The 23,731-nt window shown below is 62.4% G+C and carries 15 protein-coding genes; 11 read left to right on the top strand and 4 right to left on the bottom strand.

Translation table 11 applies throughout. The features are described from left to right. Positions 1-60: 60 nt before the first annotated feature. Complete coding sequence (glgX, locus tag ACQY7R_RS16845) at positions 61-2,109, bottom strand: glycogen debranching protein GlgX (RefSeq protein ID WP_428306732.1); 2,049 nt, start codon at positions 2,107-2,109, stop codon at positions 61-63. A 1-nt stretch (position 2,110) separates the two neighbouring features. Continuing rightward, complete coding sequence (locus ACQY7R_RS16850) at positions 2,111-4,765, bottom strand: MGH1-like glycoside hydrolase domain-containing protein (protein ID WP_428306733.1); 2,655 nt, start codon at positions 4,763-4,765, stop codon at positions 2,111-2,113. Between the two features lie 206 nt (positions 4,766-4,971). Here ACQY7R_RS16850 and coxB point away from each other — a divergent pair, with 206 nt between their 5' ends. The 9 genes from coxB to ACQY7R_RS16895 all read left to right on the top strand — a co-directional run bounded on the left by coxB (position 4,972) and on the right by ACQY7R_RS16895 (position 15,735). After that, positions 4,972-5,976, top strand: coding sequence for a cytochrome c oxidase subunit II (coxB, locus tag ACQY7R_RS16855; RefSeq protein WP_428306734.1), 1,005 nt, complete (start codon positions 4,972-4,974; stop codon positions 5,974-5,976). 20 nt (positions 5,977-5,996) lie between these two features. Continuing rightward, on the top strand, positions 5,997-7,670 hold the full coding sequence (gene ctaD / locus ACQY7R_RS16860) for a cytochrome c oxidase subunit I (RefSeq protein WP_428306735.1): 1,674 nt from the start codon (positions 5,997-5,999) through the stop codon (positions 7,668-7,670). Continuing rightward, a complete protein-coding gene (locus ACQY7R_RS16865; protein ID WP_428306736.1) occupies positions 7,667-8,287 on the top strand; it encodes a cytochrome c oxidase subunit 3 in 621 nt (206 codons plus the stop codon). Before ctaD ends, ACQY7R_RS16865 begins: the two co-directional genes overlap by 4 nt. Continuing rightward, positions 8,284-9,585: a hypothetical protein gene (locus tag ACQY7R_RS16870; protein ID WP_428306737.1), complete on the top strand. Its 1,302-nt coding sequence runs from the start codon at positions 8,284-8,286 to the stop codon at positions 9,583-9,585. Before ACQY7R_RS16865 ends, ACQY7R_RS16870 begins: the two co-directional genes overlap by 4 nt. 123 nt (positions 9,586-9,708) lie before the next feature. Then, the gene (locus ACQY7R_RS16875; protein WP_428306738.1) at positions 9,709-10,437 is read left to right on the top strand and encodes a cytochrome c; all 729 of its coding nucleotides are present in this window, start codon (positions 9,709-9,711) and stop codon (positions 10,435-10,437) included. A 40-nt stretch (positions 10,438-10,477) separates the two neighbouring features. Beyond that, positions 10,478-11,047: a ubiquinol-cytochrome c reductase iron-sulfur subunit gene (locus tag ACQY7R_RS16880; RefSeq protein WP_428306739.1), complete on the top strand. Its 570-nt coding sequence runs from the start codon at positions 10,478-10,480 to the stop codon at positions 11,045-11,047. A gap of 5 nt (positions 11,048-11,052) precedes the next feature. Next, positions 11,053-12,555: a cytochrome b N-terminal domain-containing protein gene (locus ACQY7R_RS16885; RefSeq protein ID WP_428306740.1), complete on the top strand. Its 1,503-nt coding sequence runs from the start codon at positions 11,053-11,055 to the stop codon at positions 12,553-12,555. A 7-nt stretch (positions 12,556-12,562) separates the two neighbouring features. After that, positions 12,563-15,154: a cytochrome c oxidase assembly protein gene (locus tag ACQY7R_RS16890; RefSeq protein ID WP_428306741.1), complete on the top strand. Its 2,592-nt coding sequence runs from the start codon at positions 12,563-12,565 to the stop codon at positions 15,152-15,154. A gap of 23 nt (positions 15,155-15,177) precedes the next feature. Further along, the gene (locus ACQY7R_RS16895; protein WP_428306742.1) at positions 15,178-15,735 is read left to right on the top strand and encodes a hypothetical protein; all 558 of its coding nucleotides are present in this window, start codon (positions 15,178-15,180) and stop codon (positions 15,733-15,735) included. A gap of 1 nt (position 15,736) precedes the next feature. Here ACQY7R_RS16895 and ACQY7R_RS16900 read toward each other — a convergent pair whose 3' ends face one another. Together ACQY7R_RS16900 and ACQY7R_RS16905 are read right to left on the bottom strand one after the other, a co-directional pair. Next, entirely contained in the window at positions 15,737-17,326 is a 1,590-nt protein-coding gene (locus ACQY7R_RS16900; RefSeq protein ID WP_428306743.1) for a methyl-accepting chemotaxis protein, read from the bottom strand. Between the two features lie 71 nt (positions 17,327-17,397). Further along, positions 17,398-17,889: a chemotaxis protein CheW gene (locus tag ACQY7R_RS16905; protein WP_428306744.1), complete on the bottom strand. Its 492-nt coding sequence runs from the start codon at positions 17,887-17,889 to the stop codon at positions 17,398-17,400. Between the two features lie 901 nt (positions 17,890-18,790). Here ACQY7R_RS16905 and ACQY7R_RS16910 point away from each other — a divergent pair. Further along, positions 18,791-19,534, top strand: coding sequence for a PEP-CTERM sorting domain-containing protein (locus tag ACQY7R_RS16910; protein WP_428306745.1), 744 nt, complete (start codon positions 18,791-18,793; stop codon positions 19,532-19,534). 89 nt (positions 19,535-19,623) lie between these two features. Next, on the top strand, positions 19,624-23,607 hold the full coding sequence (locus tag ACQY7R_RS16915; protein ID WP_428306746.1) for a polysaccharide lyase family 8 super-sandwich domain-containing protein: 3,984 nt from the start codon (positions 19,624-19,626) through the stop codon (positions 23,605-23,607). The last annotated feature ends 124 nt before the right edge of the window (positions 23,608-23,731 follow it).

The raw sequence follows: 23,731 nt of genomic DNA on the forward strand, positions 1-23,731 counted from the left end.
AAATGTAGGTCACGATTAGCGATTAAGAACGGAAAGCGGATTCTCACGGATTTAGCGGATTCACGCACGGATCAACACCACCGACGAACGCGCCTCGCACCGGTAACTTGTCTGCCCCGCAAGGAGCGCCGCCGGCGGAACGCAAAGATCGTCCGGACTCTCGCGAGCCGTATCCATCAATCGCTGCCACTGCGCACCAGCAGCCAACGGCGGCAGCGCGAACTCCAACGGTTCCCAATACGCGTTCAGCGCCACATACAAATGCTCGGCCCCGTCGGAACTGGTCAATTCATACGCCACGGCATGCGAACCATCGCCCCAATCGGGCTCGTTCAACCGCACGCCATGCCAGGTGATTTGCGGCGCCCCAGGTTCGCCCCAGAACGCCCAGCTGCGAAACAACAACGACCGCTGATGAAACGCGACCAGCTCCCGCGTGAACCGCAGCATCCCCGCGTGCCGCGTCGCATCGTCCCAATCGAACCACGACAGCTCGCTGTCTTGGCTGTAGGCATTGTTGTTCCCCCGCTGCGTGCGACGAACCTCGTCCCCCATCAGCAGCATCGGCCGCCCTTCGGAAAGGAACATAATGGCCAGGAAGTTCTTCGCCTGCCGCTGGCGAAGCGATTCGATCGCCGCATCGTCCGTCGGCCCCTCGACGCCGCAGTTCCAACTGTAGTTGTCGTTCGACCCGTCGGCGTTCTGCTCACCGTTCGCCTCGTTATGCTTCGCATCGTACGAGACGAGATCGTTGAGCGTGAACCCGTCGTGCGCCGTGATGAAGTTCACGCTCCGATCGGGATTGCGATCTGTTTCATGGAACAAGTTGCGACTGCCGACGAGGCAATCAGCGAGCGTTGCCACTTGGCCGGCGTCGCCTTTGACGAACTGCCGCACGATATCGCGGTACCGTCCGTTCCACACGCCCCAGCGATCGCCCGCAAAGTCGCTCACGCAGTACAGCCCGCCCGCGTCCCACGCCTCGGCGATCACCTTCGTGCCGGCAAGCACCGGATCGGATTCGATGTCGTACAAGATCGGCGCCCGCTCGAGCGGCGCGCCGTCCCAACGCCGCGACAAGCTCGCCGCTAGGTCGAAGCGAAACCCGTCGACGTGCATCTCGGTCACCCAGTACCGCAAGCAATCGAGAATCATCCGCCGCACGACCGGGCTGTTCGCGTTGACCGTGTTGCCGCAGCCGGTGTCGTCGACGTACCGCGACAGATCGTTCGCGTCGAGAATGTAGCACGCCTCGTTGTCGATCCCCCGCCACGAGAGCGTCGGCCCGCGCTCGTCTCCCTCGGCGGTGTGGTTGAACACGACGTCGAGAATCACCTCAATATCGGCGCGATGCAGCGCCTTCACCAGATCGCGAAACTCATCAACGGCGCCCAGCGGCGTCTGCTGCGAGCTGTAGCCCGCGTGCGGCGCGAACCAGGCGACCGGCTGATAGCCCCAGTAGTTCACGCCGCTGGGGGCATCGGTCGGATCGAACTGCTGCACCGGCATCAACTCGACCGTCCGCACGCCGAGTTGCTGCAAGTAGGGAATCTTCTCGATGAGGCCTGCATAGGTTCCTCGCTTCGGTGTAACGACGCCGGAGTTCGGATGCTTTGTGAACCCCGCGACATGCAGTTCATAGATCATCGAATCGACGTAAGGCCGCTGCAGCGGTTGATCACCAGCCCAGTCGTAAGCCGCGGGATCGACGACGACGCCCTTCAGCGCTACGGCGGCGTTCTCCCCTGCCCCGCCGCAAGCCGCGGGCCGCTGGTAGTTGGCCAGGTTCGCCGTCGCGCGAGCGTACGGATCGAGCAGCAGCTTCGCGGGATTGAACCGCAATCCTTTGGCAGGTTCGTTCGGCCCAGCCACACGGTAGCCGTACAGCTGCCCCGCCTGCACGCCCGCCACATGCACATGCCAGTAGTCGTACGTGCGGTTCGCGACCGGATCGAGCACGAACTCACGCGCCGGCTGCGCATCGCCCGCCGCTGCGAACAGTTGCAGCGTCACGCCGGTCGCGTGCTTTGCGTGCAAACAAAAGTTCACCCCCGCGGCGTCGACCGTGGCGCCAATCGGAACCGCTCGCCCTGGCGTGGCGCCATTCATCTCACTGCCGCCCTCCATACTCGAACAGCAGCGCGACAATCAGCGCCGTCCAACCCGTCTGGTGGCTCGCTCCCACCCCAGCGCCGGTGTCTCCGTTGAAATACTCATGGAACGGAATATGGTCGCGCCAGTTTGGGTCGGTCTGGAAGTATTCGTTGTCGCCCCACACCGGCCGCCGCCCGCCTTGGTTGCGATCGGGCAGAAAGATCTGCGCCAGCCGCGCCGAAAGCTCCGACGCCACCTCGTCGAGGTTCTTCTTCACGCCCGAACCGGTCGGGAACTCCACCTTCAAGTCATCGCCGAAGTGCCGCCAGAACTCATGGAGCGCCCGCACGATCATGTAGTTCACCGGAAACCAAATTGGCCCGCGCCAATTCGAGTTGCCACCGAACAGCCGGCTATCCGACTCGGCGGGCAGATACTTCACGACAAACTCGCGCCCTTCCGCCTTCAGCACATAGGGATGGTCGAGATGATACCGCGAGAGCGAGCGAACGCCGTAGTCGGACAGAAAGCCCGCAGGGTCGAGCATCCGCTCCATAATCGCCGTGAGCCGCTCGCGGGTGAGGATCGCCATCAGCCGCGAGTTGTTCGGCCCCGGAATTGCCACCGGGGCGACGTTGCGGAGCAAGTCAGGCCGATGCTTCAGAAACCAGCCCGCCCGTTCGACGAACAGCTCAAGCCCCGCGAAGCGATTCGGCTCCGCCGTCAGCACGGCGAACAACGGTACCAGGCTGACCATCGAGTGGATCTTCAGCGCATGCGTCGTGCCGTCCGACATCAACACCACGTCGTAGAAGAACTGATCGTCGTGGTCCCACAGATCGATCCCCTGCCCTTCCATGTTCGTCATCGCGTGGGCGATGTAGAGGAAGTGCTCGAAGTACTTGAGTGCCATGTTCTGGTAGACGGGATCGTACTTCGCCAGTTCTGCGGCGATGGTGAGCATCGCGATGCTGTACTGCGCCATCCAACTGGTGCCGTCGCTCTGCTCGAGAATCTCGCCGTTAGGCAGCGGCGTATCGCGATTGAAGCAGCCGATGTTGTCCATCCCCAGGAACCCGCCGCCGAAGATATCGCGGCCGCCGCTATCCTTGCGATTCACCCAGAAGGCGAAGTTGAGCATCTCGTTCTGGAAGATCTCCTTCAGGAACTCGAGATCGCCATGGCCGGTCGCCTCCTTCTCGATCTGATAGACCCGCCACGAGGCGAACGCCGACACCGGCGGATTTACATCGTCGAAGTCCCACTCGTATGCCGGGAACTGGCCGTTGGCGTGCTGGTACCACTCGTAACCCATCCGCAGCAGTTGATTCTTAGCCACCCACGGATCGATCCGCGCCATCGCGATGCAGTGGAACGCCAAGTCCCAGCTCGCGTACCAGGGGTACTCCCAGGTATCGGGCATGAGAATCACTTCGGCGTTGTGCAGTTCCTTCCAACGATGGTTGCGGCCATGCCACCGCTCGGCGGGCGGCGCCGGCTGCGGCTCGTCGCCGGTGAGCCAGCGGAAGACGTCGAAGTGGTAGAACTGCTTCGACCACAACAGCCCCGCGCACGCCTGCCGCGCAACGGCGCGTTCGTCGGGGCCGAGCTTCGCCGGCAACGTCGTTTGGTAGAACTCGTCCGCCTCGCGGCGCCGCGTTGTAAATATCTGGTCGAAGCCGCCAAACGGCGCGGCATGCGGTTCGGCGCGGAAGCGAACCTCGACCGTCGACGTCCCCCCCGCGGGAATATCGAACCGAACATGCCCGGCGAGCTTGCTCCCCTGGCGATCGTTCACCGCGGCGGCGTTGCCGTGGACGACGCGTTCGTCGATGCCATCTTTCACATACGGCGAACGGTTTGGCCCCTCGCCCAGGTGCTCGAAGTTCGTTTCGTTCTCGGTAAAGAAAAGGTCGACCGGCCGGCTATCGCCGCTGCGTACGTACCACCAGCGTTCGCCGAGAATCTTGGCATCGGTGTACGCCGCCATCGGCCCGGCAACGCGAATGGCCGGCCGCTCGGCGCCAACCTCCCACGACCAACGGTTGCGATACCACAAGTGCGGCAAGATATGGAGCGGCGCCGCGTCGGGCCCGCGATTCACCGCGGTGATCCGGCAGAGAATATCCTCGGGACTCGCCTTCGCGTACTCGATCGTCACGTCGAAGTAGCGGTTCGCACGGAAATCGGCCTCCAACGCATCGAACAGCTCGTACTCCGGCTGCAGTTGATTCCGCTCACCGTTAACTTTCACCAGATCATCGTAGGGATACGCAGCGTGCGGATACTTGTAGAGCATCCGCATGTACGAATGGGTCGGCGTCCCGTCGAGAAAGAAGTAATACTCCTTCACATCCTCGCCATGGTTCCCCTGCGGATTGCTGAGGCCGAACATCCGCTCCTTGAGGATCGGATCTTTCTCGTTCCACAGGGCGACGGCGAGGCAAAGATGCTGCTTGTCGTCGCAAAAGCCGCCGAGGCCGTCCTCGTTCCAGCGATAAGCGCGGCTGCGGGCATGATCGTGGGGGAAGTAGTTCCAAGCATCGCCGTCCGCGCTGTAATCCTCGCGCACGGTGCCCCAAGCGCGATCGCTGAGAAATGATCCCCACCGCCGCCATTCGCCCTCGCCGGCATTGCACTGATCAAGTCTCGTTTGTTCGGCGCTGGACATGGCGAGCGATTGTCCTAAGGGAGGCGATGAGACACGCGAAAGAATACCGCATCGCCACGCACGCTGCCTATCGAGATGCGGCAAACTTTACGAGCGGCCAAGAATAACCGGATGACGACGCCGGACATTCGCGATATACTGGGCCGCGTCGCCACGGGAAGCAGCGACGTTGTCGGAGAGTTGCAGTGGATGCGAATGGATTATCGATGCTCTTGGCAGCCGTCGAAGGACGGATGGCCGACGTGTCGATCTTCTCTCCTGCCTCGCCGCAGGCTGGTTGGATCGTTGATCTCGCCATTCTCGCTCTGGCGATCATCGGCATCATCTTTTTGGTCGTCGAAGGAATTCTGTTCTATTCGATCTGGCGCTTCCGCCGGAAGAAGAACGAAGCCCCCGGCGAGCCGGCCCAGGTGTACGGCAGCGAACCGATCGAAATCGCCTGGACCGCCGCGCCGACGATGATCGTCTTCTTCTTGGTGCTCGTCACCACGCGCACGCTCTGGCAGGTGGAAGCCGCTCCCGTGCAACCGCTCGAGGGGGACCAGTCGCTGTTCGTCACCGTGATCGGCCACCAATGGTGGTGGGAGTATCGCTACGACAGCTACGACGGCCGCAAGCTTGGCTTCATCACGGCCAACGAACTGCACATCCCCATCGGCGATGGCGAGACACAGCGGCCCGTCCATCTCACGCTGCAGTCGGGCGACGTGTGCCACAGCTTCTGGATCCCGCGATTGGGTGGGAAGGTCGATCTCATTCCCGGCCGAAGCAATTTGCTCTCCTTCGAGACGGAGCAGCCGGGACTCTACCTCGGCCAGTGCGCGGAGTACTGCGGCGCCCAGCACGCGAACATGATGCTTCGCGTCGTAGCCGAAACGCCGGCGGAGTTCGAGGCTTGGCTGGCGAACGAGGCGGCGCCCGCGGTCGAAGATCCCGCCGTCGCTGAAGGCAAAGCTACGTTCCTCGCCAACTCGTGCGTCAACTGCCACCGCGTGACCGGCACGGCCGCCCAAGGCAACGGCGCCCCGGATCTCACCCACTTGATGAGCCGCGACACGATCGCCGCCGGGCAAGTGCCGAACTCGCGGAGCAACCTGCGGAAGTGGGTGCACGATCCGCACGCGATCAAGCCAGGCGTGCTAATGCCGGCGTTCGGGTTGAGTAGTGAAGAAGAGAACCAAATCGTGGAGTATCTGCGAACGCTGAAGTAACCAGTTCGCAAGGACAAGCTATGGCCACCGTCGACCGTTCACATCAGTTGGAGCATGCCGGCTCAGCCGCCGCGTACAATACGTCGCGCGGTTGGGCCGCTGCGCTCCACGAGTGGACGACGACCGTCGATCACAAAAAGATCGGCATCATGTACGTCCTGATGAGCCTCGTCTTTCTCGTCATCGGCGGGATCGAGGCCCTGCTCATGCGGTGGCAGCTCTTCTACCCGCGGGCGGAGGTGATCGGGCCGAGCGTCTTCAATCAGCTCTTCACGATGCACGGCACCACGATGGTCTTCTTCGTGGGGATGCCGATTCTGATCGGCATCGGCAACTACATGCTGCCGCTGATGCTCGGCGCCCGCGACATGGCGTTCCCGCGGCTCAACGCGTTCGGGTTTTGGATCACCCTCTTCGGCGGGTTGCTCGTTTACCTTAGCTTCATCACGGGGGCCGCGCCAGAAATCGGTTGGTTCGCTTACGCTCCGCTCACCGAGCATACGTTCGATCGCAACGGCGGGACCGATTTCTGGGCGCTGGGTCTATTGATCAGCGGTATCGGCACGATCGGCGCCGCGGTCAACTTCATCGCGACCATTCTCGGCATGCGGGCGCCTGGCATGACGATGCGGAAGATCCCGTTCTTCGCGTGGACGATGCTGTGGACCTCGTTCCAAATGCTGCTTGCCATTCCGCCCCTGACCGCGGCGTTAGTGATGGTGCTGTTCGACCGGCAGCTGGGCGCCCACTTCTTCGACGTGCAAAACGGCGGCTCCGCCTATCTTTGGCAGCATCTGTTCTGGTTCTTCGGCCACCCCGAGGTTTACATCCTCATCTTGCCGGTCTTCGGCATGGTGTCGGAGGTGATTCCCGTCTTCTCGCGCAAGGTGTTGTTCGGTTACGAGTTCATGGCCGCGGCGACGATGGCGATCGCGTTCATCAGCCTCGGCGTCTGGGCTCACCATATGTTCTGCGTCGGTATGAGCCGCACGCTCGACCTGTACTTCGCCGCCGCGAGTTTGATCGTCTCGATTCCAACCGGCATCAAGTTTTTCAACTGGCTGGCGACGATCTACGGCGGACGGGTGAGCCTGCAATCGCCGATGCTGTTCTCGTTCGGGTTTCTCTCGATGTTCCTCATCGGCGGCCTCACCGGCATCATGCTCGCCGCGGCGCCGTTCGACTTCCAACTCTCCGACAGTTACTTCGTCGTCGGCCACTTCCACTGGGTGCTGATCGGCGGCACGCTCTTCGGCACGTTCGCCGGGATCTACTACTGGTATCCGAAGGTGACCGGCCGGATGCTTTCGGAACGGCTTGCCGTGTGGCACTTCTGGCTGCTGTACATCGGCTTCATCCTCACGTTCGGGCCGATGCACGTCTCGGGCATCCTCGGCATGCCGCGACGGATTTACACCTACGATCCGAGCCGCGACTGGGAGTGGTGGAATCAACTCACCACGATCGGCGCCCTCGTGCAAACGCCAAGCTACGCGATTTTCGTCTACAACCTGATCGCCTCGCTCTGGAAAGGCAAACCCGCCGGCGACGATCCGTGGGATGCATGGACGCTCGAGTGGACCACCAGTTCGCCGCCGCCGAGCTACAACTTCGAAACGCAGCCGATCGTCCACAGCCGCCGACCGCTGTGGGATTTAAAGCATCCCGACGATCCTGATTGGCAGTACGAATGAGCTACCCAGCCGCTGAACTCCCGATTCCGCCAGAGATCGCTCCCGAGCGAACCCTCAACGCTGCGCAATGGGGCATGGCGAGCTTCCTCGTTTCCGAGGTAGCGTTCTTCAGCACGCTGATCGTCGCCTACGTCACCTTCCTCGGCCGCGACGTGGTTGGGCCGCTGCCGGCCGAAGCGCTTTCGCTGAAGCTCGCGTTCGGCACGACGCTCTGCCTCGTGGCGAGCAGCATTTTCATCCACTTCGCCGAAGGGGCGCTCCGACGCGGCAACAACGCGAGCTTCAAGCTGCTGTGGGCCGCGACGATTGCCCTCGGCGTCGCGTTTCTCGTCGGCACCGCGTACGAGTGGCACGACCTCATCACGGAAAAGCACCTGACGATCAGCCGCAACCTGTTCGGGACGACCTACTACACACTCGTCGGCTTCCACGGCCTGCACGTCACTGTCGGCGTCATCGCGATGTCGATCATCTTGCTGCTCGCCGCCCGCGGGGCGATTACGAAGGAACATGAAACGGGCGTGCAGCTTGTTTCGTGGTACTGGCACTTCGTCGATGTGGTGTGGATCGTCGTTTTCCTGGTCGTTTACGTCGGCGCGAAAGGGGGCTCGGTATGAGCGACGGCCCGCAACTCGCCCACGACTCGGCTCGCGATGACGACGCCATTGAACTCCCGGCGCCAACGGTCGCGCCGCTTGTGCTCGCGCTCAGCATCGCACTGCTCGCTGCGGGCGTGGCGATGAGTCTGGCGTTTCTCGTCGTCGGCGCTGTGCTGTTCGTCGTCGGACTGTCGATGTGGGTCAGCCAACTCATTCCTGGTCGCGGCCACGTCCACGAACCGCGCGTCGCTGCCGCACTACGTCCCCAAACGATCGCCGCCCGCCGTGGCGCCGTCGCACGACTGCAAGTCGGCATGCCTGGCTATCGACTCCGCTTGCCGGTGCGAGTCCATCCGATTTCCGCCGGCGTCAAAGGGGGCATCGTCGGCGGCATCGTGATGCCACTCCCCGCAATGCTGTACGGCCTCGCCAGCGGTCACGGCATTTGGCTACCAATCAACCTGCTCGCCGGCATGGTGCTGCCGAACGTCGGCCAGATGGAAACGGCACAGCTCGAACAGTTCCACCTGCCATTGTTCATCACCGGCTGCGTGATCCACGCGGTGACGTCGCTGATCATCGGTCTGCTTTACGGCGTGCTGCTGCCGACGCTCCCCGACGTGCCGAAGCCGATCGCGTGGGGCGCACTCTTAATGCCGCTCCTCTGGACCGCGATGAGCTACTTCGCCTGGGGCGCCGCGAATCCCTCGCTTCGCGCGCGAGTCGATTGGCTCTCGTTCGTGCTCTCACAATTGGTGTTCGGCATCATCGCGGCCATCGTCTTTATGCGGCTGCGGGCCTGGCGGCCGGTGGCGAGCGGCGTTATCGGCGGCCTCGTCGGCGGCCTGTTGATGCCGCTCCCCGCAATGTTGTGGGGTGTCATCTCGCGGCACGGCATCTGGTACCCCGCGAATCTGCTCGCGGCGATGGTGACGCAACACTCGGGCGAGTTCACCACCGCGGAGCTTGAAGGCTATCACGCCGAGTGGTTCGCCACGGCGATGATGGTGCACCTGGTGCTCTCGATTTTGTTCGGCTTGGCGTTCGGACTCGTGCTGCCGCGCGTGCCGTCGATCCCTGGCCCGATGGCATGGGGCGGGCTGGTGATGCCGCTGCTGTGGACCGGGCTTAGCTACGGCTTGATGGGCGTGGTGAATCCAACGCTACAGCGAGTGGTCGAGTGGCCCTGGTTCGTCGCCTCGCAGTTCGTATTTGGCGTCGTCGCGTCGATCGTCGTGGTGCGATCGGTCGAAGTCCACATCCCGCCGGCAGGCCGGGGGCCCGAGCCGCGGGACGAATATCTTACTGGCAAATAAGTAGTCATCGAAGCGTGTGACTTAGAAGCAGGAAGCAACCGGTTGTTCCGCGAAACGTTTTCAACTCGATCGACGCCAAGCTACAAGCAAACGCTTCGCAGCGCATTACTGGCGCTCGCATGCATGTCGCTCGCCGGCTGCAACGCCGATTTCCCCGGCAAGCCGTTGCCAGCCGATCGTCCCGTTCCGCAAAACGAAATTACCGACTTCGCCACGCTCTTCCGGCAGAACTGCACCGGCTGCCACGGCGCCGACGGACAACATGGCCCCGCGCCGCCGCTGAATGATCCGCTGTTCCTCGCCCTCGTCACTCCCGCCGAGTTGATAGAAGTCATCCGCAACGGCCGCAACGGCACGCCGATGCCCGCGTTCGCGACCGAGCAAGGCGGCACGCTCACTGCGGAGCAGGTGCAGATCCTCGCCAATGGACTCCAAGGGCACTGGCCAATTGATGAGGAGGACAAAGCAGAACTCGCCGCGCTCGTCGCGGATGCACCTCCGTACGTGGCTCCGCAAGGCAGCCTGCAGTTGAGCGCCGACGCAACAACTGCGGGAGCCGCCCTCTTCGAACGGGCCTGCGCCGAATGCCACGGCCCCAACGGCGCCGGCGGCGAAACGGGTTATACCAACGGCGCCATCAACGATCGCGCGTTCCTCGCTCTCATCAGCGACCAAGCGTTACGGCGAATCATCATCACCGGCCGCCACGACCTCGGCATGCCGAACTACGCCGATGCGGAGGGCCGGCCCGACGATTTCAAACCGCTCACGTCGGAAGAGATCGACGAACTCGTCGCGCTGCTCGCCTCCTGGCGGCGCGATAGTCCCTCCAACGCCAACGCCGGAGAGTAAGCGAAAGCCGCACGGCAACACGCCCAGCTAGTTGAATCGTATGGATACTCAAACACCTTCCACTACCGTCGTGAAACACGAATGCCCCGGCGCCACGCCGCCGCGACGGGCATTCTTCCGCTGGTTCACCGGCCTGCTCGGCGCCGCAGCCACCGGCTTGCTCACGCTGCCGATCCTCGGTTACTTCTTCGCCCGCCGCACGCGTCCTGCGATGTGGGTCGAGATGGGCGCCCTCGCTGACTTCCCGCTTGGTGAAACTCGCACGATCAACTTCGACAACCCGCTGCGTCAGCCGTGGGACGGCATGACTTCGCTCACCGGCGTCCATGTCCGTTACCAAGGCCAAGGCGACGATGGCAAGGAGCAGTTCCTCGTACTGGCCGCGAACTGCGCCCACCTGGGTTGCCCCGTCTCGTGGTTCCCGCAATCGGGGCTGTTCATGTGCCCCTGCCACGGCGGCGTTTACTACGAAACCGGCGAACGCGCGAGCGGCCCCCCGCCGCGCGGCCTGTTCCACTGCGTGTGGCGCGTAAAGGACGGCAAGCTCGAAATCGAAGCCCCTCACTACCCCACGCTGCACGACACGCTCACTGGTTCGCTTGAATCTTAAAACAGATGTACCAACTCCTCCTCAAACTCGGCCAATGGATCGACGCTCGCGCCGGCGCGAGCGCCACGCTCTGGCCGATGATGCGCCATCCGGTGCCGCGGTCGATCGATGGGCCGATGGGGTGGTGGTACGTCTTCGGCAGCGCGTCGATGACGCTGCTGCTCATTCAAATCCTTACCGGCATCGGCCTGTCGATGGTCTACGTGCCGTCGGCCGACAAGGCGTACGAGAGTTTGCTCTATCTCGACTACGAACATCCGTGGGGCTGGTTCCTGCGAGCGCTGCACTACTACGCCGGCTCGGGCATGGTGGTGATGCTGCTGATCCACATGACGCAGGTCTTTCTGCACGGCGCCTACAAGTATCCGCGCGAGCTCACGTGGGTCGTCGGCGTGTTGCTGCTCGCATGCACGATGGGAATGTTCTTCACTGGGCAAATTCTTCGGTGGGATACCGACGCCTACTGGGGCCTCGCCGTCGGCGGGTCGATGGCGGGGCGGGTTCCGGTGCTGGGGCCGTTCATCGTCCACACGCTGCTCGGCGGCGAGATCATCGGCGCCAGTTCGCTCAGTCGCTTCTTCGCGCTGCACGTCTTTATTATTCCGGGCGCCTTGCTCGCCTTCCTTGGATTGCATCTGTGGTTAGTGCTTCGCTGCGGCATCAGTGCGCCGCCGGTGCCGGGCGAAGTCGTCGATCCGGCGACGTACGACAAGACCTATCATGAAGAGCTGAAGCGGGGCGTCCCATTCTTCGGCGACGCGCTGCTGAAAGACATCTTCTTCTCGGCGCTCGCAGTGACGATCGTCGTGATCATCGCCGCGGTCGTAGGGCCCAAGGGACCGAACGAGCCCCCCGACCCGACGCTCGCCGGCGCCAACCCGCGTCCTGAGTGGCCGTTCTTGTGGCTCTTCGCGCTGTTGTCGCTCAGCCCGCCGGCCATTGAGACCTTCATCATGCTGGTCTTCCCGGTCTTGGTGCTTGGCGCCTTGTTCCTCGTGCCGTTCATCAGCAATCGCGGCGAACGGGCGCCAAGCCGCCGCCCCGTCGCCGTGCTGCTAGTGATCGTGATCTACACCACGCTCGGCGTGCTCACATATGAAGGCGTTCAAGCTCCTTGGTCGCCGGTGATGAATGCCTGGAGCGGCGATCCCGTGCCGGTCGATTTGCTCGACGGTCGTTCGCCGCTGGAACTGCAAGGCGCCGCGGTGTTCCAATTCAAGAACTGCCGCAACTGCCATGCACTCGACGGCATCGGCGGCCGTCGCGGCCCCGATCTCACGACGATCGGCGCGAGCCTCACGCGCGATCAGCTCATCACTCAAATTAGCAACGGCACGCCTGGCGGCGGCAACATGCCGGCGTACGGCAAGCAGATGAGCCCGGCGGAGATGGACGCCACCGTCGCCTTCCTCGTCAGCCTACGGCCGAACGGCCAAGTTCCCGCGGGATCGGTTGAAGACTCGCCCATCGAAGGCACGACGCCGCAGCCCGCCGCGCTGACGGAGTGAGGGCGCCATGAGTCCCACGCTCGACGCCTTCGTCCGTTCCTGGCCGAGCGAGCCGTGGCTTGTCGCCTCGCTACTGCTGTCTGCGGGAATCTATGTTCGCGGCTGGAGCAGCTTGCATCGCCGCGATCCTGAGAGCTGGAGCCTCTGGCGGCTAGCGTCGTTCTGCGGCGGACTGTTCGCGATTTTCCTCGCACTCGCCTCCCCGCTCGAACCGTTCGCCTCGCTGTGGCTGCAGATCCACATGGTGCAGCACCTATTGCTGATGATGGTCGCCCCGCCGCTGCTCTGGCTCGGTTGGCCGCTGCTGCCGACGATGCTCGGTCTGCCGAAACCGATTCGCAGCGTGTGGGTGGCGCCACTGCTGCGCTCACGGCGACTGCGGAGCTGGTTCGCACGGCTGACGCATCCGCTCGTTGCGTGGCCGATCTACGTCGGCGTCACTTGGTTCTGGCATGCCCCGCGGTTCTACGATCTAGCCCTCAGCAGCGCTCGCTGGCACTTCATCGAGCATGTGCTGTTCACCGCCGCCGCCCTGCTCTTCTGGTATCCGGTGGTTCGTCCGTACCCGAGCCGGCCAAATTGGTCGCAGTGGTTGCTGCTTCCCTATCTACTGCTTGCCGATGTGCAGAACACGGTGCTCGCGGCTTGGCTCACGTTTTCGTCGCGCGTGATCTACCCGCACTATGCAAACGCCCCGCGCATCGCAGGGATCGCGGCAATCGATGATCAAGCGGCCGCGGGCGTCATCATGTGGGTGCCGGGGTCGATTGCGTTTTTGTTGCCGTTGTTTCTCATCGCGGTGAAGTTGTTGCGAGGGAGTTCCTCGACGTGGCGGCGATCAACGCATTCGTACCGACGCACTTCCTCTCCCAATCCCGTAGGGATGGCAGTCCATAGCCAGGGGCGTGAGCCCCTGGAACCCACGCACCGCGAAGGTCTTAGCCCCGGTAGGGGCGACAGAAGTTCAGCGCGACCGACGACCACTGTCGCCCCTATCGGGGCTTTCAATTCATCTCCAACCCGCAACCAGGGGCTGACGCCCCTGGCTATGGACTGCTACCCCGTTGGGGTTAATGCAAACACCCATGCGAATCGCAAACTTCACGCCGCAGCCCTGCTCTCAATTCTCAACCAACCGGCGCGGGCACAAACAACTCACCGCTTCGATCTCTTTCGCATGCCGCTCCTCGGCGCCCTGCTCCGCTGGCGCCACTTCCGGCCGCTGCTGCAATGCACCGTCGGCTTGCTCGCCGTCGCCGTCATCCTCGATGGATTGCTTGGCCCGCAACTGAGCCCGCTCAATCTTGCGGGCGTGCTGCCGTGGATCCACTGGCGCGGCGTCCTCATTTTCGGGCTGCTGATCGCCGGCAATCTGTTTTGCATGGCGTGCCCGTTCACGCTGCCGCGCGGCATCGCCCGCCGTTTTTGGCAACCGACGCGAAGTTGGCCGCGGGCCCTGCGGAACAAATGGCTTGCCGTCGCGCTCGTCGCCCTCTTTCTATGGAGTTACGAAGCCTTCGCGCTGTGGGACAGCCCCTGGCTGACGGCGTGGATTGCCCTTGCCTACTTCGCGGCGGCACTGCTGGTCGATTCACTCTTCGCCGGCGCCTCATTCTGCAAGTACGTCTGCCCGATCGGTCAATTCAACTTTGTGCAATCGCTCGTCTCGCCACTGGAAGTCACCGTCCGCGACGCCAACGTCTGCGCGAATTGCACCACAAAAGAATGCATCCGCGGCTCCGCTACTCTGCCAGGTTGCGAGATGGGACTCTACCAACCTCGCAAGGCGGGGAACTTCGACTGCACGTTCTGTCTCGATTGCGTCCACGTTTGCCCGCACGGAAACGTCGGCATGCTGACGACGACGCCGGGCGGCGCCATCTGGAGCGATCGGCTCCGCTCAGGCATCGGCCGCTGGAGCGCACGGCCAGACGTCGCCGCGCTGGCCCTCGTACTTGTCTTCGGCGCCTTTGCGAATGCTGCCGGCATGGTAGCGCCGGTGTTGGCATGGCAAGATCGACTCCGCGCGGACTGGGGCGATCTTCCGCCCCTCGCCATCCCGACGGCGTTCTACGCCTGCGCGATCATTGTCATTCCGCTACTCGCCGCCGTAACGACGGGCCTGCTCAGCCGGCAGTGGGGTCGACTAACCGAAACCACATCAAAGGTCGTTGCGAGATTCACGTTGGCCCTCGCCCCGCTGGGATTCGGCATGTGGCTGGCACACTACTCGTTCCACTTTCTCGCCAGTTGGGACACGATCATTCCCGCCACCCAGCGCTTCGCCACCGATCTGGGCGTCGAATGGCTTGGCCCGCCGGCCTGGATCTGCGCTTGCTGCCGTCCCGCGGCCGACTGGATCATTCGCTTCGAGCTCGTCGCCCTGGGATCGGGATTGTTACTATCGCTGTATGCCATGCTCCGCATCGGCGAATCGATGGCCGTTAGCGGACGTCGGGCGCTGTTTGCTGCAATTCCCTGGTGCGCCGCCGCGATCGTTCTTTACGCCAGCGGCGTTTGGATCTTGCTACAGCCCATGGAAATGCGCGGCACGCTCCCCAGCGAAACTGACGCGATCGCCCAGCAGGTGTCGCGATGAGGCCGCGAGTATTTCCTCACGCGATGTTATTCGTCTGCTGGCTGCTCCTCAGCATGACGTCAAGTCGCACCGCCACGGCCGACGGCGGTCGACTCATCGGCGTCGAACGGATCGATGGCTTCGTGATTTCGATTTTTGTCGCCCCCGACCCGCCGCGAGTCGGCTTGGTCGACCTCAGCGTGTTGATCCAACGCGAGAGCGACCATGCCGTTGTAGAAGACGCCGATGTTGCAGTGAGCATGGCATTCGCAGTTGAATCCACAGGCTCCGTCAGTGGACCAGCGATGCGTGAACAGGCGACGAACAAACTACTCCGTTCCGCTTGGCTAACTATCCCCACCGCTGGGCCATGGCGAGGCGTCGTGCATATCACGGCCGCTGCCAAGAAAGTTGAAGCCCCTTTCGTCGTTGAGGTCGCCGAAGCGCCGCCCGCGTGGACGGCGATCGCGCCGTGGTTCCTCTGGCCTCTTGCCATCGTCCTCTTGTTCGGCATGCATCGCTTTCTGCTGCGACGAAAAACCCTCGGAGCGACCGGAGTCGCCCCGAGGGCCGTTCACTCACTTAACGCTCTGAGATACTAGCTCAGAATTCCTCGAACCCATCGTGACCGGCGCCGGCGCCGACCAGTTCGAGCTCTTCGACCCGACGACTCGTCGTCTTGGCAGCCTTCCGCTTGACCGGCTTGCTCGGGGTCGAGTAAGACGGAGCCGTTGCCTTCGGAGCCGCGTAGCTCGTCTTCTTCGGCGATTGCTTCGCTTCGCGATTCAGATTGAACTGAGCCACGACCGACTGCAGCTGCTCGGCTTGACCGGAGAGGGCCACGGCGGTGCCGCTCATCTCTTCGGTTTGCGAAGCGTTCGACTGCGTTACCTGATCCATCTGAGCAACCGCCTTGTTGATCTGCTCGATGCCGACCGTTTGCTCACGGCTAGCAGCGGCGATCTCCGCGACGATGTCGGTCACCCGCTTCACGCTCGTGACGATCATGCCCAAGGTTTCGCCTGACTTATTCACCAGTTCCGAACCAGTCTCAACCTTCTGCACCGAGTCTTCGATGAGACCCTTGATCTCGCGAGCGGCCGTCGCCGAACGCTGAGCCAAGTTGCGAACTTCACCGGCGACGACCGCGAAGCCACGACCTTGTTCGCCGGCACGAGCGGCTTCGACCGCAGCGTTGAGGGCAAGCAGGTTCGTTTGGAACGCGATCTCGTCGATCGTCGTGATGATGTCGGCAATCTTCCGCGACGAGCGGTTGATCTCGCCCATCGCGTCGACCGCTTGAGCCACCACGGCGCCACCCTTTTCGGCCGTCTCACGCGAGCTGTTCGCGAGCTGGTTGGCCTGGTCGGCGTTGTCGGCGTTTTGGCGAACCGTCGCGGTGATCTCTTCCAGCGACGAGGCCGTTTCTTCCAGGCTTGAAGCCGATTGCTGGGCGCCCGAGCTCAGCTGCTCGCTCGCCGCAGCGAGTTGCTGCGAAGCGGCGGCCACGCTGCCGGAGATATCGTCGACTTCGACGATCGCCCGCGTGAACCAACGCGCGATCATCGTAGCGAGCGCCAAGCCAAGAGCGACGTTAACGCCGAGGACGATAAGCGTCACCATGCGACCCGTTTGGTAAGCGTTCAATCCATCGGTCGCTTCAGACTCGCAACCATCGACGTTCAGCTGGAGCTCCTTCGCGATAAATCCATCCATCGCTTCGCGAGCGGCGTTCGATTCGCTCGCCATCAGATTCTCGGCCTCTTCCTTCTTGCCTTCCCGCGAGAGGGCGACGACCTGCTGGCTCGCGGCGAAATAGCTCTCGGTTGCCTTCGCAATGTCAGCCAAGAGCTGGACTTCTTCCGGCGAAGCTGCCAACTCGTCGAGAATCTTCTTGGTGGCCAGAATCTTTTCACGCTGCTCGCTCATGATCTCTTCCGCGGCGAGCATTTCTTGTCCGTCGTCGGCGACGATGTGCCGGTACTCTGCCACGCGATAGTCGGAAGTCGCCGTGTTCAGCTGGTTGGCAGCGCCGCGAGCCGGAATCCAGTTGTTGGCAAGCTCCGTGACATTGCTGTTAAGATCCGACATTTTCCAGATCGAAATGACGCCCATGATGAGCATCAATGCCAACAGAGCCGAGAACGAAGCGAACAGCTTCGCGCCGACGCTCATACGAGAAAACCAAGTCATTGCAAAACTCTCCTTAAAGATGCCGACGCTACGTCGGATAAATTCATTATTTGAGGCGTTAATCGTTCAGGTTACGCCGCCGAGACTTCGACTTGCTCCAAGCTCTCGGCGCCGACGAGTCGGCCCGTGTCGAGGAGCATGACGATTCGCTCGCCCAGCTTCCCCATGCCGGTGATGCAGGACGACTCACCGCAGGAAGCCAGTTCCGGCGGATCGGCAATTGAATCGGTCGGAATGTTGAGCACGTCAGACACGGTGTCGACGACGAGGCCGACCACCCGATTGCCGACGTTCACGACGATGATGCATGTGAACTGGTCGTACTCTTTCTCCGTCATCTCAAAGCGAGCGCGAAGATCGATAATTGGCACCACCGTGCCACGTAAATTCATCACCCCGCGGACGAACGACGGCGCGTTCGGAATCGGTGTAATCTTCGAGAACCCCTTGATCTCCTGCACGCGCAGAATCTCGATTCCGTATTCCTCGTTCTGCAGCGTGAACGTGAGAAACTGACTGTTGTCGTCAGCCATCGCTCGGTCGTTTGCAAGCGTGTCTTGCATGCGTTGCCCCTTTCTTGTCGTGCGCTCCGGCGACCATCGCGCGGAACACTCCTTGCATGGCGTCCGCCACTTGGCGTTCATCGCTCGTGAAGCGACGCGACGGGCGGACAGCGAAGACTAGGCGCTGAATTCGATGCGGAATCGTGCGAGATTCGCGCCGCACGCGCCGATCGTGTCCGTCGATTGCACGAGCGCGATTCTGCGTCTCGCACCGCTGCGAGTTAACGCAAAACAGGCTGGTTCATCGACTGAAAGCCGTACTTACGCTGCGGCTGCGATTGCCGGCAATTCGGCAAGCCGCACGACGCCTGCGGTCAATCGCAGGCGCTCGGCGCCGCGAGCCCGGAACCGAACGGAGTTCCCCGATGGCTAGCTGCTGAATAGGAAATTCGCACGCTAGAGGTTGAACTACGAGAATCAAGTGCGCGAAACCGGCGCCGCCATCTACGGCAACACTCGCGAAGCACTAGTGCGACTCAACCGTGACGGAGCAAGGCCTCGCGGGCATTTCGCGGCTCGGCTAACAGTCAAGATTTATCTTGAGCACACAGAAGCTTAACGAAGCGGCGATAGTCTCTCCTCTTTGCAGCTTATCGAGCAAAATGCCGGCTGAGGCATGCTAGTTGCACTGAATTGCCCGCACAGGCTCGTTCCGTGATATTTCCGCCTCCTTGAGACGTCTGATGGCCGCTTGTTCTCGAATCGACTCCCTTCGCTCCCAGCAATCACGGTACAGCCGCGGCTCTTCCGCAGCTTCTTATCGCTGTACCGCCGCCGCGTAACGCGAACCGTTCGCCATGGCGATCAGGTTCCGCGCTTTCCGCATCCAGGCAAACCCTTCGCCATCAGCTTTTGCAAATCGTTTTACTTCTCGAAGAACACCTAAGTGGAGAAAATGCTAATGAGGAATCCCGTTTTCATCGCGACGGCGGCGATCGCTCTCGCCGCTGCGTCGGCGCACGGCGCAGTCATTCAGTCGCAAGGATTTGAGGGGACGCCGACGCAAGGCTGGGGCTACGCTCTCACCGGCACGGGCGGAAGCGTCAGCAATGAGAGCCTGGCGGCCGACACTCCGGCCAGTTCGCGCGTCCGCAGCGGCAGCTATTCTTTCCAACACAGCGCCACGGCGGCGTCCGTGCAAGCCAGCACGCTGACGTTCGATTCCGTCTCGCTGACCGACTACGAAGACGTGGCCGTGGAACTGCGGCTCGCGTCCATCAGCAAAACTTCGGGCAATGGCAACGACAATGCTGATCTCGTGCAGGTCTTCGTCGCGCTTGACGGAGCAGCCTTCTCGGCGACCCCAGACCTAACGGTTGAAGGCAATGCGAATGCCCGTTGGTCGTTTACCTCAGGCACAGGCGTCGCGGAAGTTACCGTCGGCACGCCGGTTCCGAAGTTTCAGCCTGCTGGCGGCGCTAGCCGGACAACCGATGGTTATAGCAAACTACTGCTAAACATTCCGGACTCAGCGGCATCGTTCACGTTGAAGGTCGTCGGCACCAACAATGCAACCGGCGAAATCTGGGCTATCGACGACGTTTCCGTCAGCGGCACGTTGAAGACCGTCCCCGAGCCTGCGTCGCTCGGCTTGCTCATGCTCGGCGGCGTCGCGACTGTGGTTATTCGCCGCCGGATGGCATAATCCCTGCTCGGCGTAAGCGACGCCAATTCCTCCTGGGACGGCGGACCACACGCTGCCGTCCCAGGCCTTCTCGTTCGGAGCTTTTGAACGTGCTTCTTCGCTCACGTGTTTTATCGATCACTGTTCGCACTGCTCTTTTAGCGATTGCGATTGCGCTGACGGCGAGCTTCGGGCGTCCCCTTCACGCCGACGACCTGGCGACCGTGCGGGATCGCCTGGTGGCCGATCTGCTGAGTTCCGTTCCCTCCGCGTCGACTGTCAACGGCTACCGCTCCAGCCTCAGTGCCAATGGAAGTTGGTCGGACGTGGACTACGGCTCGCTATCGCGCGTCGACTGGGAGCCGATGACCCATTTGACGCGTCTCACCGCCATGGCCGAGGCGTACTCGAGCAGTTCCAACGCGCTTTATCAGAACACGGCGCTCCGCGACGACATCCTGAAGGCCTACGACTACTGGATCAGCCGTAATCCGCTGAGCGACAACTGGTACTACAACGAAATCTCCGCGCCGCAGGAACTCGGCAATGCGATGGTGTTGATCAACAGTGCGCTCTCGTCGTCCCGGCGAAACAGCGGCCTCGATGTTTTGGAGCGGGCGTACCGCTCACGTAGCACCACCAGCCTCAACACCGGCATGAATCGCGTCGAACGGGCAATGGCCGGCATTAGCCGCGGCGTCGTCGCCGGAAGTAACAGCATCACGGCCGACGCCTTTGCCGCAATCGGCGACACACTCGTCGTGACAACCGGCGAGGGAATCCAACGCGATGGATCATTTCACCAGCATGGCCGACAACTTTACAACCAAGGGTATGGCTCGTCGTTCATTGGCGGCGTGACGCAAGCGCTCGAACTCAACGGCGACACGAACTTCGCGTTCGCCGGCGACAATCAACAGGCGCTCATCGACTACATGCTCGACGGCACCCAATGGATGGTCCGCGGGCAAGTGGTCGACTACACCGCCAGCGGCCGCGAGATCACTCGCAAAGGCCAAGACGACAACGCCGCCGCACTTTCGGGTCAGCTGAAAACAATCATCGACTCGACGCCCGGCTATCGTTCGGCGGAACTCACGGCGTTTCGCGAGCGGATCCTCGCCGCCAACTCCAGCGGCGTCGCGAGCCCGACACTTTCGCTCAGCGGCAATAAGCATTTCTGGCGTTCCGATTTTACCGTTCATCAGCGGCCTGACTTCTACGCTTCGGTCAAGCTTTCGTCGACGCGCACGGTGCAGCCCGAAACTGGCAACAATGAAGGATTGAAGAACCTCTACCTAAGCGACGGCGTCAACCTAATCATGCGGACGGGCAACGAGTACGACAACATCATGCCCGTCTGGAACTGGCGGCGCCTGCCGGGAACGACGGTCGAGCAAGATTCGCGTTCTCTCAAGCCGACCGACGACTTCGGCGTGACGGGAACCAGCACGTACGCAGGCGGCGTTTCCGATGGCGAGTACGGCGCCTCGGCGTTCAAATACAATCGCTTCAACGTCAAAGCGAACAAGTCCTGGTTCTTCTTCGACGACGAGTTCGTCGCCCTCGGCGCCGCGATCGATGCGCCAAACTCGGTCAACAACGTCAACACAACCGTCAATCAAACGCTGCTCAAAGGAACCGTCAGCTATAAAACCGCCGACAACGCCTCTCGACAAACAATCGCGCTCGGCCAAACAGTGACGCCCAACAACCTCGAATGGGTCTTTCACGACGGCATTGGTTATTTCTTCCCCACGCCCGTGAGCAACGCGACGTTTCGCGCTTACACGCAAACCGGCACGTGGGAGTCGATCAACGAACGCTACGACGACACCGCCGTTAGCAAAGACGTCTTCACGCTCTACCTGAACCACGGCAACGGCTTTACCGGCGGCTCGTACAACTACATTGCCGTCCCGGGTCTCACGGTCGGCGAAATGGACGGCTACCTCGCGGCTAATTCCATCGAAATCTTGCGGAACACGAGCGCTGTGCAGGCGGTGCGGCAATCGAGCCTCGACGTGACGCAGGCGGCGTTCTACTCGGCTAGTTCGTTGAACCTGGGCAACGGTCAATCGTTCGCCGTGAGCGATCCCTCGACCGTCATCATGCGGCGGCCAACCAACGCGCTGCAGTTCACCGCGTCGAGTCCTGAAGCGAAGTCGCTGCCGCTCGCGATCGACCTCAACAGCGTCAAGTTCGCCGGCAGCGGCAGCAGTTGGCTCGATGGCTTCAGCAAATCTGCGACGGTCTCGCTCGGCCTGCCCAGCGGCGATCGCGCCGGCGCCTCGGTCGGCATCGCGATTAGCACCGACGCGGCCGCAACGCCGACAATTCGCTTTACGACCTTCGATCAGCCGACGACTTTTGGCTACGTTTCGGATGCGTCCCTGACGCTTCCCGCGAACACGACGCTCTACGCCGGCAGCAACAAGACGCTGACGTTCAACGGCGCAATCACCGGCAACGCTTCGCTCACCAAGTCGGGCGAGAGTGATCTCAATCTTAAAGGCGCCAACGGCTACCGCGGCGGAACCACCGTCCTCGGCGGCAACGTCGCGGTCAGCGGCGACCAACGAGCGGCCGACGGCGGCTGGACGATCGGCCCCAACAACGCCTCCGACGTGACGGTCGACTTCCTCGCCAACGCGAAGGTGAACGTTGGTGCTGCCGGTCGGGTTCACCTCGGCAACACAACGCCCAGCGGCGAAGGCAAGAGCATCCTCAACGCTGCCGGAACGGTCGTCAACGACGGCCCGCTGTACGTCGGCCGCAACGCCGCCGTGAACGTGACCGGCGAGTGGACGCAAACGGGCCCACTCTCGATTATCGCCCGCGGCAGCAGTTCGTTCTCCCCGGTGCTAGCGATCCCCAACGGCGGATCGTTCACCTACGCCGGCACGGCGAGCATCAAGCTCGATCCCGCGCCCGATAGTACAGGTATCGCGTCGCTGATCATCGGCGACGGCAGCGGGGCGGGCGTCTTCACCACGTCACGTGGCTTTGAACGAACCGTCGCCACAGGCGACGGCGCCAGCGTCATCATGCTGCAAAACAACGGCAAGCTCGTTCTCACGGCCGATGTGACGCAACTCACGACGGGGCAGTTTCAGTTTCAACTCGGCGCCGTCGCAGGCGTCGTTGATACGAAGAGCTATTACGCCGGCCTGAGCACGCCGATCAAAAATCAGGCAGGAAAAACCGGCGGGCTGACGAAACGTGGCAACGGCACGTTGGAACTGTTCGCCGCCAGCCAGTATCAGGGCGACACGCTCGTCGGCAACGGCAAGTTGAAAGTGAGCAACGCGACTGGATCGGCCACCGGCACGGGCGCCGTAATCGTCGAATCTGGCGCCGTGCTGACTGGCAACGGATCAATCAGCGGCGCCGTTGCACTGCAAACAGGTAGCATGATCTCCCCCGGCGCCACGACTGGTACGCTCACGACCGGCGCTCAAACGTGGGCGGGCGGCGGCGCGTTCCGCTTTGAAGTCGCTGCGGTCGATCCCAGCCAAACGTCGCAGAGCGGCAAACGCGGCCTCCTCGGCGGCGCCGACTGGCTCGCGATCAACGGCTCACTTTCAATCAGCGCCACCGTGGCGAACCCGTTCGTCATCGACGTCGCCGGATTGATGGGCGGCGTGCTTGGAAGCGTCGAGAACTGGAGCGCCGCGCGTAACTACTCGTGGACGCTCGCCACGGCCAGCGGCGGCATCAGCGGCTTCGCGACCGATCGTTTCGTGATCGACGCCGCTGACTTTGCGGCGACCAACGACGTCAACGGCGTCTGGAGCATCAACCGCTTGGGTAACTCGCTCCTTCTCGAATACGCCGCGAACGGCGTCGCCGGCGACTTTGATGACAATGGCCTCGTTGACGGCGCTGATTTTCTGGCTTGGCAACGTGGATTCGGCAGCAATTACAACGAGAGCGATTTGGAAACGTGGCGCGCCAATTTTGCCGCTGCATCGGTCGCCACGGCGACGCCCGTTCCGGAACCTACCACCATTCATCTGCTCGCGGCCATTGCGCTGGCCAGCGGGGGAGCTGTTCGCAAACGACTCGCAAGGGCCTCCGACGGACTCGCGTAATCGGCGGTTCGGTTCGAATGCAGCGAGACGCAGGTCCTCTAGCCACGGCAAATAGCTGCGATTCGCTCCCAATTTTCCGGGGCATCGCTGACGTTAGTTTGAATAGCGTCAACCAACGGATACA

Origin of the sequence: Lacipirellula sp., from assembly GCF_965279485.1 — a bacterium.
Taxonomy (GTDB): Bacteria; Planctomycetota; Planctomycetia; order Pirellulales; family Lacipirellulaceae; genus Lacipirellula.